General features: G+C 69.0%; 13 protein-coding genes. 11 read left to right on the forward strand and 2 right to left on the reverse strand.

From position 1 onward, the window contains the following. Nucleotides 1-15: 15 nt before the first annotated feature. A complete protein-coding gene (locus tag KW835_RS03290; RefSeq protein ID WP_218380831.1) occupies nt 16-471 on the reverse strand; it encodes a general secretion pathway protein C in 456 nt (151 codons plus the stop codon). Nucleotides 472-542: 71 nt separating this feature from the next. On the opposite strand from KW835_RS03290, the gene gspG reads away from it, so the two are divergent. The 11 genes from gspG to KW835_RS03345 all read left to right on the forward strand — a co-directional run bounded on the left by gspG (nt 543) and on the right by KW835_RS03345 (nt 13,262). Continuing rightward, nucleotides 543-971 (forward strand): type II secretion system major pseudopilin GspG, encoded by a 429-nt coding sequence (gspG, locus tag KW835_RS03295; RefSeq protein WP_218380832.1) that lies wholly within the window; start codon nt 543-545, stop codon nt 969-971. A gap of 137 nt (nt 972-1,108) precedes the next feature. Continuing rightward, entirely contained in the window at nt 1,109-1,543 is a 435-nt protein-coding gene (locus tag KW835_RS03300) for a prepilin-type N-terminal cleavage/methylation domain-containing protein (protein WP_218380833.1), read from the forward strand. Continuing rightward, nucleotides 1,540-1,932: a type II secretion system minor pseudopilin GspI gene (gene gspI, locus KW835_RS03305; protein ID WP_218380834.1), complete on the forward strand. Its 393-nt coding sequence runs from the start codon at nt 1,540-1,542 to the stop codon at nt 1,930-1,932. Before KW835_RS03300 ends, gspI begins: the two co-directional genes overlap by 4 nt. 251 nt (nt 1,933-2,183) lie before the next feature. Beyond that, a complete protein-coding gene (locus KW835_RS03310; RefSeq protein WP_218380835.1) occupies nt 2,184-2,837 on the forward strand; it encodes a type II secretion system protein J in 654 nt (217 codons plus the stop codon). Next, a complete protein-coding gene (gene gspK, locus KW835_RS03315) occupies nt 2,834-3,847 on the forward strand; it encodes a type II secretion system minor pseudopilin GspK (protein ID WP_218380836.1) in 1,014 nt (337 codons plus the stop codon). The genes KW835_RS03310 and gspK overlap by 4 nt, the downstream gene beginning before the upstream one ends. Nucleotides 3,848-3,909: 62 nt before the next feature. Next, nucleotides 3,910-5,208: a type II secretion system protein GspL gene (gene gspL, locus KW835_RS03320; RefSeq protein ID WP_218380837.1), complete on the forward strand. Its 1,299-nt coding sequence runs from the start codon at nt 3,910-3,912 to the stop codon at nt 5,206-5,208. Beyond that, nucleotides 5,205-5,765: a type II secretion system protein GspM gene (gspM, locus tag KW835_RS03325; protein ID WP_218380838.1), complete on the forward strand. Its 561-nt coding sequence runs from the start codon at nt 5,205-5,207 to the stop codon at nt 5,763-5,765. The genes gspL and gspM overlap by 4 nt, the downstream gene beginning before the upstream one ends. A 45-nt stretch (nt 5,766-5,810) precedes the next feature. Beyond that, nucleotides 5,811-6,617: a type II secretion system protein N gene (gspN, locus tag KW835_RS03330; protein WP_339385487.1), complete on the forward strand. Its 807-nt coding sequence runs from the start codon at nt 5,811-5,813 to the stop codon at nt 6,615-6,617. A 4-nt stretch (nt 6,618-6,621) separates the two neighbouring features. Next, the gene (gene gspD / locus KW835_RS03335; protein ID WP_218380839.1) at nt 6,622-9,222 is read left to right on the forward strand and encodes a type II secretion system secretin GspD; all 2,601 of its coding nucleotides are present in this window, start codon (nt 6,622-6,624) and stop codon (nt 9,220-9,222) included. A 15-nt stretch (nt 9,223-9,237) separates the two neighbouring features. Beyond that, nucleotides 9,238-10,626, forward strand: coding sequence for a GspE/PulE family protein (locus KW835_RS03340; RefSeq protein ID WP_218380840.1), 1,389 nt, complete (start codon nt 9,238-9,240; stop codon nt 10,624-10,626). Nucleotides 10,627-10,940: 314 nt separating this feature from the next. Beyond that, nucleotides 10,941-13,262, forward strand: coding sequence for a hypothetical protein (locus KW835_RS03345; protein WP_255593210.1), 2,322 nt, complete (start codon nt 10,941-10,943; stop codon nt 13,260-13,262). A gap of 74 nt (nt 13,263-13,336) precedes the next feature. On the opposite strand, the gene KW835_RS03350 is transcribed toward KW835_RS03345, so the two are convergent. Continuing rightward, nucleotides 13,337-14,992, reverse strand: coding sequence for a methyl-accepting chemotaxis protein (locus tag KW835_RS03350; RefSeq protein ID WP_218380841.1), 1,656 nt, complete (start codon nt 14,990-14,992; stop codon nt 13,337-13,339). Nucleotides 14,993-15,020: the final 28 nt, after the last annotated feature.

Here is a 15,020-nt window from a genome sequence, read left to right on the forward strand (position 1 = left end):
GTTATTACACCGGCATCAATTCTTGAGCGGCATGTCCAGCGTGAGCGTGGCAGGGCCGTCCATCGAGCCGCCAAGCTGCGCCTGGCGCGGGCCCAGCGCTTGCAGCACCAACCCCTCATCCACTGCGGCTCCTACCCGGAACGGTTTGGCGGGCTTGCCATCCACCACGATCAGCGCTGCGCCGCCACCGCTCGCGCGGCCCGACAGCACGCCGATCAGCGAGAAGCGGCTGGCCAGCGTGGCCACCGGGGCCGCGGGTGCGGCAGAGGCCACCGCAGGCCCCGCGCCGAGCAGACGGGCCAGAGCTTGCGCGTCGGGAGCCACGGCGACCGGAAGCACGACGGGTGCCGGCGTACCCGCCGCCGGTGCGGACAGGCGCAAGCCCCAGAACACCATGCTGGCGCCTGCCGCGGCCCAGAGCGCGAGGGTCCCCAGGCGCACGCCCCATTTGCTGTGTGAATTGGTCACCATGCGGGGATTATGATTCACGCGATCCGACATCCGAGAGACCGTCAGCAGTGAACACTTCCTTTCCTCTCCTCTTGCGCTCCGCACGCCGCAGCCTGGCCCGGGGCTTCACCCTCATTGAGTTGATGGTGGTGCTCGTCATCATCGGCGTGCTGGCAGCCCTCATCGTTCCCAATGTGCTCGAACGCGCCGACGATGCGAGGGTGACCGCTGCGCGCACGGACATCACCAACATCATGCAGGCCCTCAAGCTGTACCGCCTGGACAACCAGCGCTACCCGACGGCCGAGCAGGGCCTGCAGTCGCTGATCATCAAGCCTTCTGCCGGCCCGGTGCCGAACAACTGGAAGCTCTACCTGGAAAAGCTCCCCAACGACCCCTGGGGCCGCCCCTATCAGTACCTGAACCCCGGCATCAAGGGCGAGATCGACGTGATGTCGTTCGGCGCGGACGGCCAGTCGGGCGGCGAGGGCAAGGACGCAGACATAGGCAGCTGGCAGTAACAAGGTATGCGCCCTCCCACGCCCGTGTGCTGCAACCGTCCTTCCGCCCCAATGGAATCCGGCGCTGCCGCCCGCGCTCTTTGGGGGCGATACAACCGCGCGTGCTGCATGGTGTGCGCTGCCCGTCCCTGAACGCCATGCCCTATCGCGCGCGCGGCTTCACGCTGCTTGAATTGCTGGTGGTCATCAGCATCATCGCCCTGGCCACGGCAGGCGTGGGCATCGCCATGCGCGACAGCGGCCAGACGCTGGTCGAGCGCGAAGCCTCCCGGCTGGCCGCGCTGTTGGAGTCGGCACGCGCCCAGTCGCGCACGGTCGGCATCCCGGTGCTCTGGCGCGCCAATCCGCGCGGATTCCAGTTCGAGGGCCTGCCGCCGAGCGCCCAGTCTGCGCTGCCCCACCAGTGGCTCGACGCAGGCACCGCAGTGCGCGGCCCGGGCCTGCTGGTGCTGGGGCCGGAGCCGCTCATTGGACCCCAGCAGGTGCTGATCACGCACCATGCCTTCCCCGACCGCACGCTGCGCGTCGTCACCGACGGCGTGCGGCCGTTCACCGTCGAGACGGTGCAATGACGGCGCCGACATGCCGGCGCGGCGCATGCGGCGCGCGGCGCCACCGCGGCTTCACGCTGGTCGAGGTGCTGGTGGCGCTGGGCATCGTGGCGATCGCGCTCATGGCAGGCCTGCAGGCCACCACCGCCCTCACACGCAATGCGCTGCGCCAGTCGGACATCGTGCTGGCCCAGTTGTGCGCCGAGAACGAGCTGGTCAAGGCCCGCCTGTCGCGCCAGATGCCCAGCGTGGGCGACAGCACGCTCAGCTGCGAGCAGGCCGGCCGGCAGCTCACCGTGGCCGTGATCGTGCGCCCCACGCCCAATCCGAGCTTTCGGCGCGTGGACGCGCAGGTGCTGGATGGGGAGAACTCCATCCTGCGGGTCTCGACCATCATCGGAAGATACTGATGCCCCCCCTGAGTCGCTTCGCGCCTTCCCCCCGTGGGGGGGACGCACCCGGTGGCCTGGCAGAGCCAGCTCCACGGGTGCGCTGGTCTTGCGCCGCGCCGGTTTTAACGGTCGTGCGCAGCCTCGCGCTGGCTCCATGCCGCCTGTCGTTCCATCCACCCAAACCGTTGGGGCCGAGCTTGACAAAGCCTCGCGCGGCGCTTGGGCACGCTCAACGTGAACGGTTCCTTACTTCCCAACGCAGATCGGCCTTGAGGGCTGCACGCGGCTTCACGCTGGTCGAGCTGTTGCTGGCGATCGCGGTAATGAGCCTGCTGGCCATCCTCAGCTGGCGGGGGCTCGATGGCATGGTGCGGGCGCAGGAGATCACGCGGCAGCGGGCCGACGAGATGCTGGTGCTGCAGTCGTCCCTGGGACAGTGGGGCACCGACCTCGATGCGCTGATGCCGATTGCCAGCACCACGCCACTGGACTGGGATGGCCAGGTTTTGCGCATGACCCGCCGCACCAGCGCAGTGCCCGATGAAGGGGCGCTGGTGGTGGCCTGGACGGTGCGGGGCGCGCAGGGCGCGGGCCAGTGGGTGCGCTGGCAGTCCCCCCCGGTGCGCACGCGTGCACAGTGGCAGGAGGCCTGGGCGTTGGCAGCCCAGTGGGCGCGAAGCCCCGGCGACGCCGAACGGCGCTATGAAATGACGCTGATGCCGTTGATGGACTGGCAGCTGTTCTACTACCGGGGCGGCGCCTGGTCCAACGCGCAATCGAGCAGCGGCACCACGTCCGACGCCACCGCAGCGGCCGTCCCCGACGGTGTGCGGCTGCAGATCACCCTGCCCCCGGGACAGGCGCTGTCCGGGCAACTCACGCGCGACTGGGTCAATCCGCTGCTGGGCGGAGGCAGGACATGACGCCCCGGCCAAACCGGCACTGGCCCGGGGTGCGCCCGCTGCGCCGGTCACGCGGCGCTGCCCTGCTGCTGGCCATGCTCACCGTCACCCTGGTGGCCACGTTCGCTGCATCGGCCATGTGGCAACAGTGGCGGGCCGTCGAGGTCGAGACGGCCGAGCGCGCACGGGTGCAGTCGGCCTGGATTCTCATCGGCTCGCTCGACTTCTCGCGGCTGATCCTGCGCGAAGACGGCCGCTCTGGCGGCGCCGACCATCTGGCCGAGCCCTGGGCCGTTCCCCTGCAGGAAGCGCGCCTTTCCACTTTTCTTGCTGCAGACAAGAACGTGAGCCAGGTGGACGATGCCAGCACCGACACCACCGAGGCATTCCTCTCGGGCCAGATCATCGATGCGCAGTCCCGCCTGAATCTGGCCAACCTGGTGGTCAATGGCAAGGCACAGGACGTCGGCCAGCGACAATTTGCTCGGCTGTTCGAGCGACTGGGCCTGCCGCAACAGGAGCTGGGCGCAATGATCGACGGCATGCGCCTGGCCCAGGCGACGGGCAGCGGCGACAGTGGGGGCGCGCCGCTCATGCCGCCATCCGTCACGCAGCTGGGGTGGCTTGGTCTGTCGAACACCACCGTGGCAGCACTTGCACCCCACGTTTCGTTGCTTCCACCCAACACTCCTGTCAATATCAATACCGCCGGCGTCGACGTGCTCCTGGCGGCCATCGCCGGGCTGGACATGGCCAGTGCACAGAAGATCCTGCAGGTGCGCGAATCGCGCCATTTCCGCACCCTGTCCGAGGTGCGCGAACTGCTGGGTGCCAACATCGACATCCCCGAGAGCACGCTCGCCGTCGCGTCGTCGTACTTCGAGGTGCGCGGCCGGCTGCGGCTGGGCGATGCGGTGGTGGACGAGCGCTCGCTGGTTCGCAAGCAGGGCATCGAGGTCACCACGCTATGGCGCGAGCGCGGTGCGTTCGACCGCGAATTCGGCCCCGAAACGACCCAGCCACCTCGATAGACAGGTTCCCAAAGCCCGCCAGCGTCGAGTCCGCCCCCTAAAATGGCCCGCAAAACCTGTCCATGAGCACCCTCATACTTTTTCTGCCGCCGGCCCGACCGGGCCCCGCCACCGAGTACAGCTACACGCTGACGGCGGACGGCCACTCCGCACTTCGACATGCCGCCGCCCCTGCGGCACTGCTGCCCGAGCCGACGCGCCCTGGCGGCGAGGTAGTGGCCGTGGTGCCGGCGCGTTCGCTCTCCTGGCAGCGCGTGCAGCTGCCTCCCGGCCTGCCGCTGGGCGCGGGCCAGCAGACACCGCGCCTGCGCTCCGTGCTCGAAGGCCTGCTGGAAGACCGCCTGCTCGACGATGCCTCGCAACTGCATTTCGCGCTGCAGCCCGGTGCCCAGGCTGGCGAGCCGCTGTGGGTCGCAGTGTGCGACCGCGCATGGCTGCGTGAAAACCTGCAGGCGCTGGAGGCCGCCGGCCGCCGCGTGGCGCGCGTGGTGCCCGAATTTGCACCCGGCCCCACGGCCAGCGGCCGGCCGGAGCTGTGCGCACTGGGCACACCGGAGGACGCTTGCGTGGTGCTCACTGGCCAGGGGGCCGAACAGGGCGTGGCCGTACTGCCCCTGTCGAACACCGCGATGGTTCTGGCGCGCGCGGGCGGGCCCATCGCCACCCTGCCAGGCGGCGAAGACGACGCCCTGGTGGTGCGCGCCGAGCCTGCGGTTGCAGCCCTGGCCGAGCGCACCCTGGGCCAGCGTGTGGCGCTGCACACTGCCAGCCAGCGCGCACTGGATGCCGCCCGCGGCGACTGGGACCTGGCGCAGTTCGACCTGGCCAGCACCGGCCGCACACGCGCCCTGCGCAAGGCGGGCAGCCTGGCCAGCGCGCTGGTCAACGCGCCCCAATGGCGCGCCGCCCGCTGGGGCGCCGCGCTGCTCGTGGTGGCGCATCTGGCCGGCCTCAATACCTGGGCGTGGCAAGAGCGCCAAGCCCTTGCCGCCAAGCAGGCGGCGGTGCGATCCACGCTGACGCAGACCTTCCCCAAGGTACAGGTGGTGGTCGACGCTCCGGTTCAGATGGAGCGCGAACTGACGCAGTTGCGCCAAGCGGCCGGCAGTGTTTCTGCCCGCGACCTGGAGCCTCTGCTGGCAGCGGCCGGCGCGGCCCTGCCCGCGGGGCGCCAGCCCACGTCCATCGAATACACCCCTGGAGAACTGCGCCTGCGCGGCGTGGCTATGGGGCCTGAAGACGAAACCGCCCTGTCCGCACGCCTGCAGGCTGCAGGCTATTCGGCGCGACTGGACGACGGCAGCCTGCTGCTGCGCGCCGTCGAAGGCGGCCAGCCCACCGGCGCGAAAGGCACACCATGACCACCAAGCCTTCCTCCAGCGCCGCTCTGCGCGCCCGATGGCAGGCCCTGGCCTCGCGCGAGCAGAACCTTGTGCTGGCAGCAGGCGGCCTCGTTGCCTTCGCGCTGCTGTGGTGGGTGGCCGTGGCCCCCGCACTGTCCACCCTGCGCGCAGCGCCAGCGCGCCACGCGGAACTCGACGCCCAATTGCAGCGCATGCAGGGCCTGCGCTCCGAAGCGCTGCAACTGCAGTCCGCCCCGCGCAACACCCGCGGCGATTCGGTTGGAGCGTTGCGCGCGGCCCTGGCCCAGCGCCTTGGCAACACGGCGCAGCTCAATGTCATCGGCGACAGGGCCACCGTCACACTCAAGGGCGCGCCTGCCGACGCGCTGGGGCAATGGCTCGCCCAGGCCCGCAGCAACGCACGCGCTGCCCCGATAGAGGCTCGGCTGGCGCGCAGCGCGGTGGCAGCCCCCGCCCCCAATGCAGCAGCGCCCGTGGTACTGGGCGGGCCTGCCAGGGCCATGCCGCGGTGGGATGGCACGCTGGTGCTGGTTCTGCCGCCCTCGCAGCCCTGATCGCGCCCGCACCGCCTGACACCACTGCACGCACCGCACTACCCCGTGGCCACTTCATCCCGACATCGCAGACCTGCCGCCACACCCCGAACAGCCTGGGGCTGGGCACTGGCTGGCGCGCTCCTGGGCGTGCTGCCGGCCGTGGTGGTGTTCGCGCCCGCGCATTGGCTCGCCCAGCGGGTGAACAACGCCACCGGGGGGCAGGTGCAGCTGCTGCAGGCGCGCGGCACGGTTTGGACCGGCTCGGCGCAACTGGTACTCACCGGCGGCAGCGCCAGCCAGGACCGTGCGGCCCTGCCCGGCCGCCTGGACTGGCGCATCCGCCCCGGCTTCGGCGGCCTGTACCTGCAGGTCCATGCCGACTGCTGCACGCCCAAGCCCCTGCAGTTGCAGGCCAGCGCGGGCTGGTCCGGCGCACGGCTGAACGTGATCGACGGCGAAAGCCAGTGGCCCGCCTCGGTGCTCGCCGGGCTGGGCACTCCCTGGAACACGCTGCAGCCGCAAGGTCAGCTGGTGCTGCAGACACGCGGCCTGGGAGCCCGCTGGAGCGCTGGGCGCATGGTCCTCGCGGGCCAGGCGCAACTGGACGCACGTTCCATGTCCTCGCGGCTGTCCACCTTGCGCCCCATGGGCAGCTACCGGCTTGCCATGCAGGGCGGCGAGGCGCCCACGCTCTCCCTGAGCACGCTGGACGGCCACCTGCAGCTGAGCGGCTCGGGCCAATGGGTGGGCCAACGCCTGCGCTTCACGGGCGAGGCCAGCGCCGCCCCCGAGCGCGAAGCGGCCCTTGCGAATCTTCTGAACATCATTGGACGGCGCAGCGGCGCGCGCTCCATCATCACCGTGGGTTGACCCTATGACTTCCTTGTTTTCACCCCGCTTTGAATTCGCTCTCAAAACGATAGCTGTCAGCGTCCTGCTGGCGTGCGTCAGTGGTCAGATCAACGCGCAGACGGCCATCGACACCCGCACAGGAAGCGTGCGCTCGGGTGAGCCCGTCACGCTGAACTTCGCCAACGCCGAGATCGAGGCCGTGGCCCGCACCATGGCCACCATCACCGGCCGCAATGTGGTGGTGGACCCGCGCGTCAAGGGGCAGTTGAACCTCGTCACCGAGCGTGCCGTGACCCCGGCGGCTGCGTTCCAGCAGTTCCTCGCCGCGCTGCGCCTGCAGGGCTTCACGGTGGTGGAGGCTGCCGGCCTGTACAAGGTGGTGCCCGAGGCCGACGCCAAGCTGCAAAGCGGCAGCGTGAGCGTGGTGCAAGGCAGCTCGGGCAACGCGCCGAGCGGCGGGCAGATCGTCACGCAGATCTTCAAGCTCAACTTCGAGAACGCCGCCAACCTGGTTCCGGTGCTGCGCCCGCTCATCAGCCCGAACAACACCATCAACGTGAACCCTGGCAACAACTCGCTGGTGATCACCGACTACGCAGACAACCTGCAGCGCCTGGCGCGCATCGTGGCCGCGATGGATGTCTCCAACGCCAGCGACGTGGAAGTGATCCCGCTGCGCAATGCCGTCGCGACCGACCTGGCGCCGCTGGTGGCCCGCCTGATCGACGGCGGCAGTGCCGCCGTGGGCGTGCCGGCCGCTGGACAGGGCCAGGCGGACACCTCGTTCAAGACCACGTTGATCGCCGAGCCGCGCAGCAATTCGCTGATCCTGCGCGCCGCCAACCCTGCCCGCGTGGCGCAGGTACGCGCACTGGTGGACCGGCTGGACCAGGCCCCCGTGCCCGGCAGCAGCGCGTCCACCGGCAACATCCACGTGGTTTATCTCAAGAACGCCGACGCCACCAAGCTGGCAACCACCCTGCGCGCTGCCATGGCGGCCATGGGCACGGGCACGACTGCAGGCGCGGTCGGAGCTGGCGGCGTCAGCAGCCCCGCCGCACCGAGCGCCAGCCTGAGCGGCGGCAACAACAGCGGCAGCATGCTGTCCACCGGTACGGGGCTGTCGGCAGGCAACAGCGGGGGGCTGGGCGCGGGCAGCAACACCATGGGCACCAGCAGCACCAACAACAACCAGCCCTCCACGGGCGGCCAGATCCAGGCCGACCCCACCACCAACTCGCTCATCATCACGGCGCCCGAGCCGCTGTACCGCCAGTTGCGCGCGGTGATCGACAAGCTGGACGGGCGGCGCGCGCAGGTGCTGGTGGAAAGCCTGATCGTCGAAGTCTCGGCCAACAAGCTGGCCGAGTTCGGCATCCAGTGGCAGGGCATCCTGGGCAAGCAGGGCGATGGCACCGTGGGTGTGATCGGAACCAACTCCGCGCAGGCCGGGGCCAATATCCTGGGTATCACCGCGGCGCTGGCCTCGGGCAACGCCACCAGCATCGCTTCAGCGGCAGGCACGCTGGGCCAGGGCATGAACGTGGCGCTGGCGCCGCGCATCAACGGCCAGTACTACCTGGGCGCGCTGGCCAATTTCCTGCAGAACAGCGGCGACGCCAACGTGCTCTCCACCCCCAACCTGATGACGCTGGACAACGAAGAGGCGCGCATCATCATCGGCAACAACGTGCCGTTCGTCACGGGCTCCTACGCCAACACCACAGGCAACAACACGGTCAATCCCTTCACCACGGTGGAGCGCAAGGACGTGGGCCTGATGCTCAAGGTACGCCCCCAGATCAGCGAGAACGGCACCGTCAAAATGGCGATCTACCAGGAGGTCTCCAAGATCGACGGCAACACCGTGGGCAACGCCAATGGCCCCAGTACAAGCAAACGATCCATCGAGTCGAACGTGGTGGTGGACGACGGCAGCATCATCGTGATCGGCGGCCTGCTGGAAGACAGCTACCAGCAAGGGCAGGACAAAGTCCCGGTGATGGGCGACCTGCCGGTGGTGGGCAACCTGTTTCGCAGCGAAACGCGCTCGCGCAACAAGACCAACCTGATGGTGTTCCTGCGCCCCATCGTCGTGCGCGACAACGCCACCAGCGATGCGCTCATGATGGACCGCTATGAAGCCATCCGCGCGCTGCAGCAGGTCACGCAGCCCGCCCCCAGCGTGCCGATGCGGTCCGTGTCGGGGGCTCCGGTGCTGCCCCCGCTGCCCGAGCGCCTGACCGCACCCGCACCGGCGCAACCGCCCGTGACCGTGCCGGTGCCCATGCAGCAGCTCACGCCCGCGGCACCCGCCCCCCAGCCGGCTGCGACCACGCCGGTGGGCAGCGCTCCCGCCGACCCCGCCGCAGCGGTACCCGCCGTGTCGCTGTACTACGTCAACGTCGGCGTCTTCGGCGACGACGCGCAGTCGAAAGCATCGATGGCGCGCCTGCGCGACTCCTCGCTGCCGCTGTCGCTGCAGTCGGTGGAAACCAACCGCGGCAAGGCCACCCGAGTGCGCGTGGGCCCGTTCTCCACCGAAGACGCGGCCCAGGCCGCGGCGGCGACCGTGCGCGGCAACCTCGCACTGAACGCCACGGTGGCGGCCCAGCCGCTCTGAGGGGATCTGCAGGCCATGCGACACCCCCTGCCCTACGCCTTTGCCCGCACCGCCCAGTTGCTGCTGGAAGATGACGGCCACCAGCTGGTACTGTGGCACGGCCCCAGCCCCGATGCAGGTGCGCTGTCCGAAGTGCTGCGCAAGCACCCGGTGCACCAGTTGCTGCCCACCGATGCGCCAGGGCTCGCCCAGCGCATCAGCGCTGCGTATTCCCACAGCGAATCGAGCGCGGCCACGGTGGTGAGCGAGGTCGAGTCCGATGCCGATCTCTCGCGCATGATGCAGGAGCTGCCGGCCGTCGAAGACTTGCTGGAATCAGCCGGTGACGCTCCCATCATCCGCATGCTCAATGCCCTGCTCACGCAGGCTGCGCGCGACGGCGCGAGTGACATCCACATCGAGCCATACGAGCGGCACTCCAGCGTGCGCTTTCGCGTGGACGGCACGCTGCGCGAGGTAGTGCAGCCCAACCGCGCGCTGCACGCCGCGCTGATCTCGCGCCTGAAGATCATGGCGGACCTCGACATCTCCGAAAAGCGCCTGCCGCAGGACGGCCGCATCAGCCTGCGCCTGGGCACCCGCGCCATCGACGTGCGCGTGTCCACCCTGCCCAGCGCCCATGGCGAGCGCGCGGTGCTGCGCCTTCTGGACAAGAGCGAAAGCAAGCTCAGCCTGGAAGCGGTGGGGATGCAGGGCGACACCCTGCGCCGCTTCGAGGGCCTGATCTCGCAGCCGCACGGCATCATCCTCGTGACCGGGCCCACGGGCTCGGGCAAGACGACCACGCTGTACGCGGGCCTGGGGCGTCTGGACGCCACGCGCAACAACATCATGACGGTGGAAGACCCCATCGAGTACGAGCTGCCGGGCGTAGGCCAGACACAGGTCAACAGCAAGATCGACCTGAGCTTTGCCAAGGCGTTGCGCGCCATCCTGCGCCAGGACCCGGACATCATCATGATTGGCGAAATCCGCGACTTCGAGACCGCGCAGATCGCCATCCAGGCATCGCTCACCGGCCACCTGGTGCTGGCCACGCTGCACACCAACGACGCCGCCAGCGCGGTGACGCGCCTGACCGACATGGGCGTGGAGCCCTTCCTGCTGTCGTCATCGCTGCTGGGCGTGCTGGCGCAGCGCCTGGTGCGCAAGTACTGCAGCCATTGCCACGGCAGCGGGTGCGAGCACTGCGGCCAGACGGGCTACACCGGCCGCACCGGCGTGTTCGAGCTGCTGGTGACCAACGACGCCATCCGCGCGCAGATCCACAACCAGGCGTCCGAGGCCGACATCCGCGCCGCCGCCATCGCCGACGGCATGGCACTGATGCGTGATGACGGCGAGCGCCTGATCGCGGCTGGCATCACCAGCCGCGAAGAAGTCCTGCGGGTCACGCGCGACTGACAGCCCCACCGCACTCGGAGCGGCGATGGCACGCGGTGCCCACACCGGCACCCACCCTTTGTCACTTCATTTTTGATAGCAACCAGCGCAATATCCATAAGCGCTGGCGACTCAAAATACCCGCAGCATGCGTGCGCGGGAAATGCCATGGCCTTGTCAGTCCTGTCCGACAGGCCCAGTGCCCCGCGGCCGCTGGAAGCCTGCGCCGCAGTCGCGAAGAATGGAAAGCCAGCAATCTCGCAAGCGGCACCGACATGCCGGCTCCGCCGGGTTGTCCGCCCCGCCGCCATTCCTCGCAGACCGTCCCCACCTCCATGCATTCACCACCCACCTCGTCCCACCCATGGCAATTCTTCCGCGCCGGGGGCGTGGACCAGGTGATTGTCCGGTCCGGGCAAGACATCGCCAGGCTGCCCGAGCTCGACCAGAAACTGTGGGTGGCGCTGGCCTGCCCCACGCGTGGCATCGAGTTCGACGAGCGCACACTGGACCTCATCGACACCGACCACGACGGCCGCATCCGCCCGCCTGAGCTGCTGGCCGCCTGCGCCTGGGCCTGTGCGCGACTGCGCAACCCCGACGAGCTGACGCGGCCCGGCGACACCCTGGAGCTATCCGCCATTGATGACGGCACCGAACCCGGCGCCGCGCTCGCCGGCGCTGCGCGCCGCATCCTGGCCATGGCCGGGCAGGCCGATGCCACGGCCATCCCGCTGGCCGCAGTGATGGCGCGCAGCGAGCAACTGAACACCCAGCGCTTCAATGGCGACGGCATCATCACCGTGGACACCGCGCAGGACGACAAGCTCGCCCGCGAAGCCATCGAGCACATCCTCAAGACTCAGGGCAGCATGCCATCCGCGGGCGAGGAGCCGCCGCCGCCAGGCATCGACCGCCCGCGCGCAGAGGCGTTCTTTGCCGATGTGGACAAGATCGCCGCCTGGGCCGCCCAGGCGCGGGACGCTAGCACGGGCCTGGCACTGGGCGAACAAACGCTCCAGGCCACCCAGGCCATGAACGCGGTGGCCCACAAGGTGGAAGACTTCTTCGCGCGTTGCCGCATGGCCGCATACGACCTGCGCGCGGCCACGGCCCTCAACCCCTCGCTCGAGGAATACACCGCCATGGCTGGCCAGGCGCTCGAGCTGTCGTCCAGCGCCATCGCCAACCTGCCACTGGCCCCCGTCACGCCGCAGGGCCTGCTGCCACTGGCCGAGGGCGTGAACCCAGCCTGGGCAGCTGCGCTGCGCACCTTCCGCGACAACGCCGTGGAGCCGCTGCTCGGGAGCGCCCTGGACACCTTGACGCAAGAAGGCTGGCATGCCATCGGTCAGGCTCTGGCACCCTGCCAGCAATGGCTGGCGAGCCGGCCCGCCACTTCGGTGGATACCCTCGGAGACGAACTGCTGCGCAAGCTGCACGCCAGCGACGCGCGGCAGCGGGTGATGGAGCTGATCGCCCGGGACGAGGCCGAGCAGACGCACAACGAGCACACGAAAGACCTTGAGAAGCTGCTGCGCTTCAAGCGCGACCTGCTGGAGCTGCTCAACAACTTCGTGTCGTTTTCAGCCTTCTACCAGCGCAGGGGTGCGATCTTCCAGGCGGGCACCCTGTACCTGGACGCACGCAGCTGCGACCTGACCGTGCAGGTAGCCGACGCCGCGCAGCACGCCAAGCTGGCCGGTCTGGCCAAGACCTACCTGGCCTACTGCCAGTGCACGCGCAAGGGACAGAAGATGGGCATCGTGGCGGCATTCACAGCCGGCGATGTGGACTTCCTTTTCGTGGGCCGCAACGGCGTCTTCTACGACCGCAAGGGACAGGACTGGGATGCCACCATCACCCGCATCGTCGAGAACCCGACGAGCATCGGCCAGGCCTTCCTGTCGCCGTACAAGAAGTTCGTGCGCCTGATCGAAGAGCAGGTGGCCAAGCGCGCTGCGGCGGGCGAGGCGCGTGCGCAGAAGTCGCTGGGGGCCACGGCCAGCTCGCTGGCCAACACGCCGCTCAAGCCGGCGGGTGCGGCCCCGGCGGACACCGTCACGGCAAGCGTGCCCCGCCGTACCGATGTGGGCACGGTGGCCGCCATCGGCGTGGCGCTGGGCAGCATCAGCGCGGTGCTGGTCGGCGTGTTCGCCAAGTTCGTGGACCTGGGCGTGTGGATTCCGCTGGCTCTGGCAGGCATCGTGCTGGCCATTTCGGGGCCGAGCATGCTGATTGCATGGCTCAAGCTGCGCCAGCGCAGCCTGGGGCCGCTGCTGGATGCCAGCGGCTGGGCCATCAACGGGCGCATGCGCATCAACACACGGCTGGGCAGCTCTCTGTCTCAGACGGCCAAGGTGCCTGCCAACGCGCGCCGCACGCTGCAGGACCCGTTTGCGGAGTCGAAGTCACCGCTGTGGTGGAGCGCGGCTGCGCTTGTGCTGGCTGGGGTGGTGCTGGGTGTTTCCGCATGGCGCCTGCAGTGGTTCGAGCGATGGGAGCATGCACCTGCGCGGCCCGCTGCGGCGACCACCACCGTGCCGGCTTCACCCGCCGCCACGACGCCAGCAGCTACCACTGGGACCGTGCCGATGAACCCTGCCACTGCACTGCCGGCCGCCACCAGTGCTGCTGCGGCATCCGCTGCGCGCTGATGCACCCAACCGGTTGCTGGATGAAAAGGCAAAGGCCGGTCTCCCGGCCTTTTTGACACGCCTGCCTGCGGGGTTCAGCGAATCTGCAGCGCTGGGCGGCGTGGCACCTTGGGCACTGCCGGTGCCGTGGCCTCGCCGGGCGCACTGAAAGCGGACGGCGCGCCCGCAGCGCCTTCCTGCAGCCGGAACTGCCGCACGGCGCTGGTCAGGTGCACGGCCTGCTCGCGCAGCGACTCCGACGCCGCGGTGGATTGCTCCACCAGCGCGGCGTTCTGCTGCGTCATCTGGTCGAGCTGCGTGACCGACTGGCTGATCTGGCCGATGTTGTCGCTCTGCTCGGCCGACGAGGCGGTGATCTCCGCAATGATGTCGGACACGCGGCGCACGCTGCTCACGATCTCGGTCATGGTCGCACCGGCCTGGCTCACCAGGCGCGAGCCATCTTCCACGCGCTCCACCGACGAGCCGATCAGGCCCTTGATCTCCTTGGCGGCCTCGGCGCTGCGCTGCGCGAGGCTGCGCACCTCGCTGGCCACCACGGCGAAGCCCCGGCCCTGCTCGCCCGCACGCGCGGCTTCCACCGCCGCGTTGAGCGCAAGGATGTTGGTCTGGAACGCGATGGAGTCGATCACACCGGTGATGTCGGCGATCTTGCGCGAGCTGGTGGTGATCTGGTCCATGGTGGTCACCACCTGCGACACCACGGCGCCGCCGCGCGCGGCTACTTCGGCGGCCGACGACGCGAAGTCGCTGGCCTGGCGCGAAGACTGCGCGCTCTGCTGCACGGTGCTGGTCAGCATCTCCATCGAGGAAGCTGTTTCCTCCAGATTGGCCGCCGTCTGCTCGGTGCGGTGGCTCAGGTCGTGATTGCCGCTGGCGATCTCCGAACTCGCCGTGGAGATGTTGCCGGCCGAATCCTGCACCTGGCGCACCAGGCCCCGCAAGGCGTCCTGCATGCGGCCCATGGACACCACCAGTTGGCCGACCTCGTCCTGGTTCATCACCTGCACATCGCGCGAGAGGTCGCCGCTGGCGATGCGCTCAGCCAGCTCCTGCGCCTGGCCGAGGGATTTGGTGATGGAGCGCACGCTGAAGAACGTGAGCGGAATCAGCACTGCCAGGCCCAGCAGCAGGCCGATGCCGATCAACGCCGACATGGCCTTGGCGCGTGATTCCACGCCCGCACGGGCTTCGTCCATCTGGGTGCGGGCCGAGGTGGCCAGGCTGGAGAACAGCTTGTCCGTGGCCTCCATGTGCACCTTGAGGCGGTCCGCATAGGCGCCGCCGCCGGCACCGTCGAGCTGGGCGCGCTCGATCTGCTCGAAGATGGGGGAGATGCCGGTCTCGTACTGCTTGATCTCGGCCAGCGACTTGTCGATGGACTCGACGAACGCCGCGTCGCCGGACTGCACCTGGCGCACATCGGCCAGGCTCTTGCGCAGGGCAGCCAGGGTCTTGCCCCAGGTTTCGCGCAGCACGGAGACTTCGACCGAATTGTTGAAGTTGATGATGATGTCTTTTTCGGTGCGCCGCAGATCACCCAGCGTGGTGCGCAGCTCGGACATGTCGGTCAGGGTCTGCACCCGCTCCGAGAACAGCACCTGCAGCGTGCCGCGCGTGCGGTCCAGTGCCACATAGCCCATGGCGCCAATGACGACCAGCAAAATCAGGGAAAAGACGGTTCCGAAGTACAGGCGAGTGCGGATCGAGAAGCGGCCCAGAGCGTTCATGGCTCTTCCTTACAATTTTTAACAGACA

Source organism: Acidovorax sp. sic0104, assembly GCF_019219095.1.
GTDB lineage: Bacteria > Pseudomonadota > Gammaproteobacteria > Burkholderiales > Burkholderiaceae_C > Acidovorax.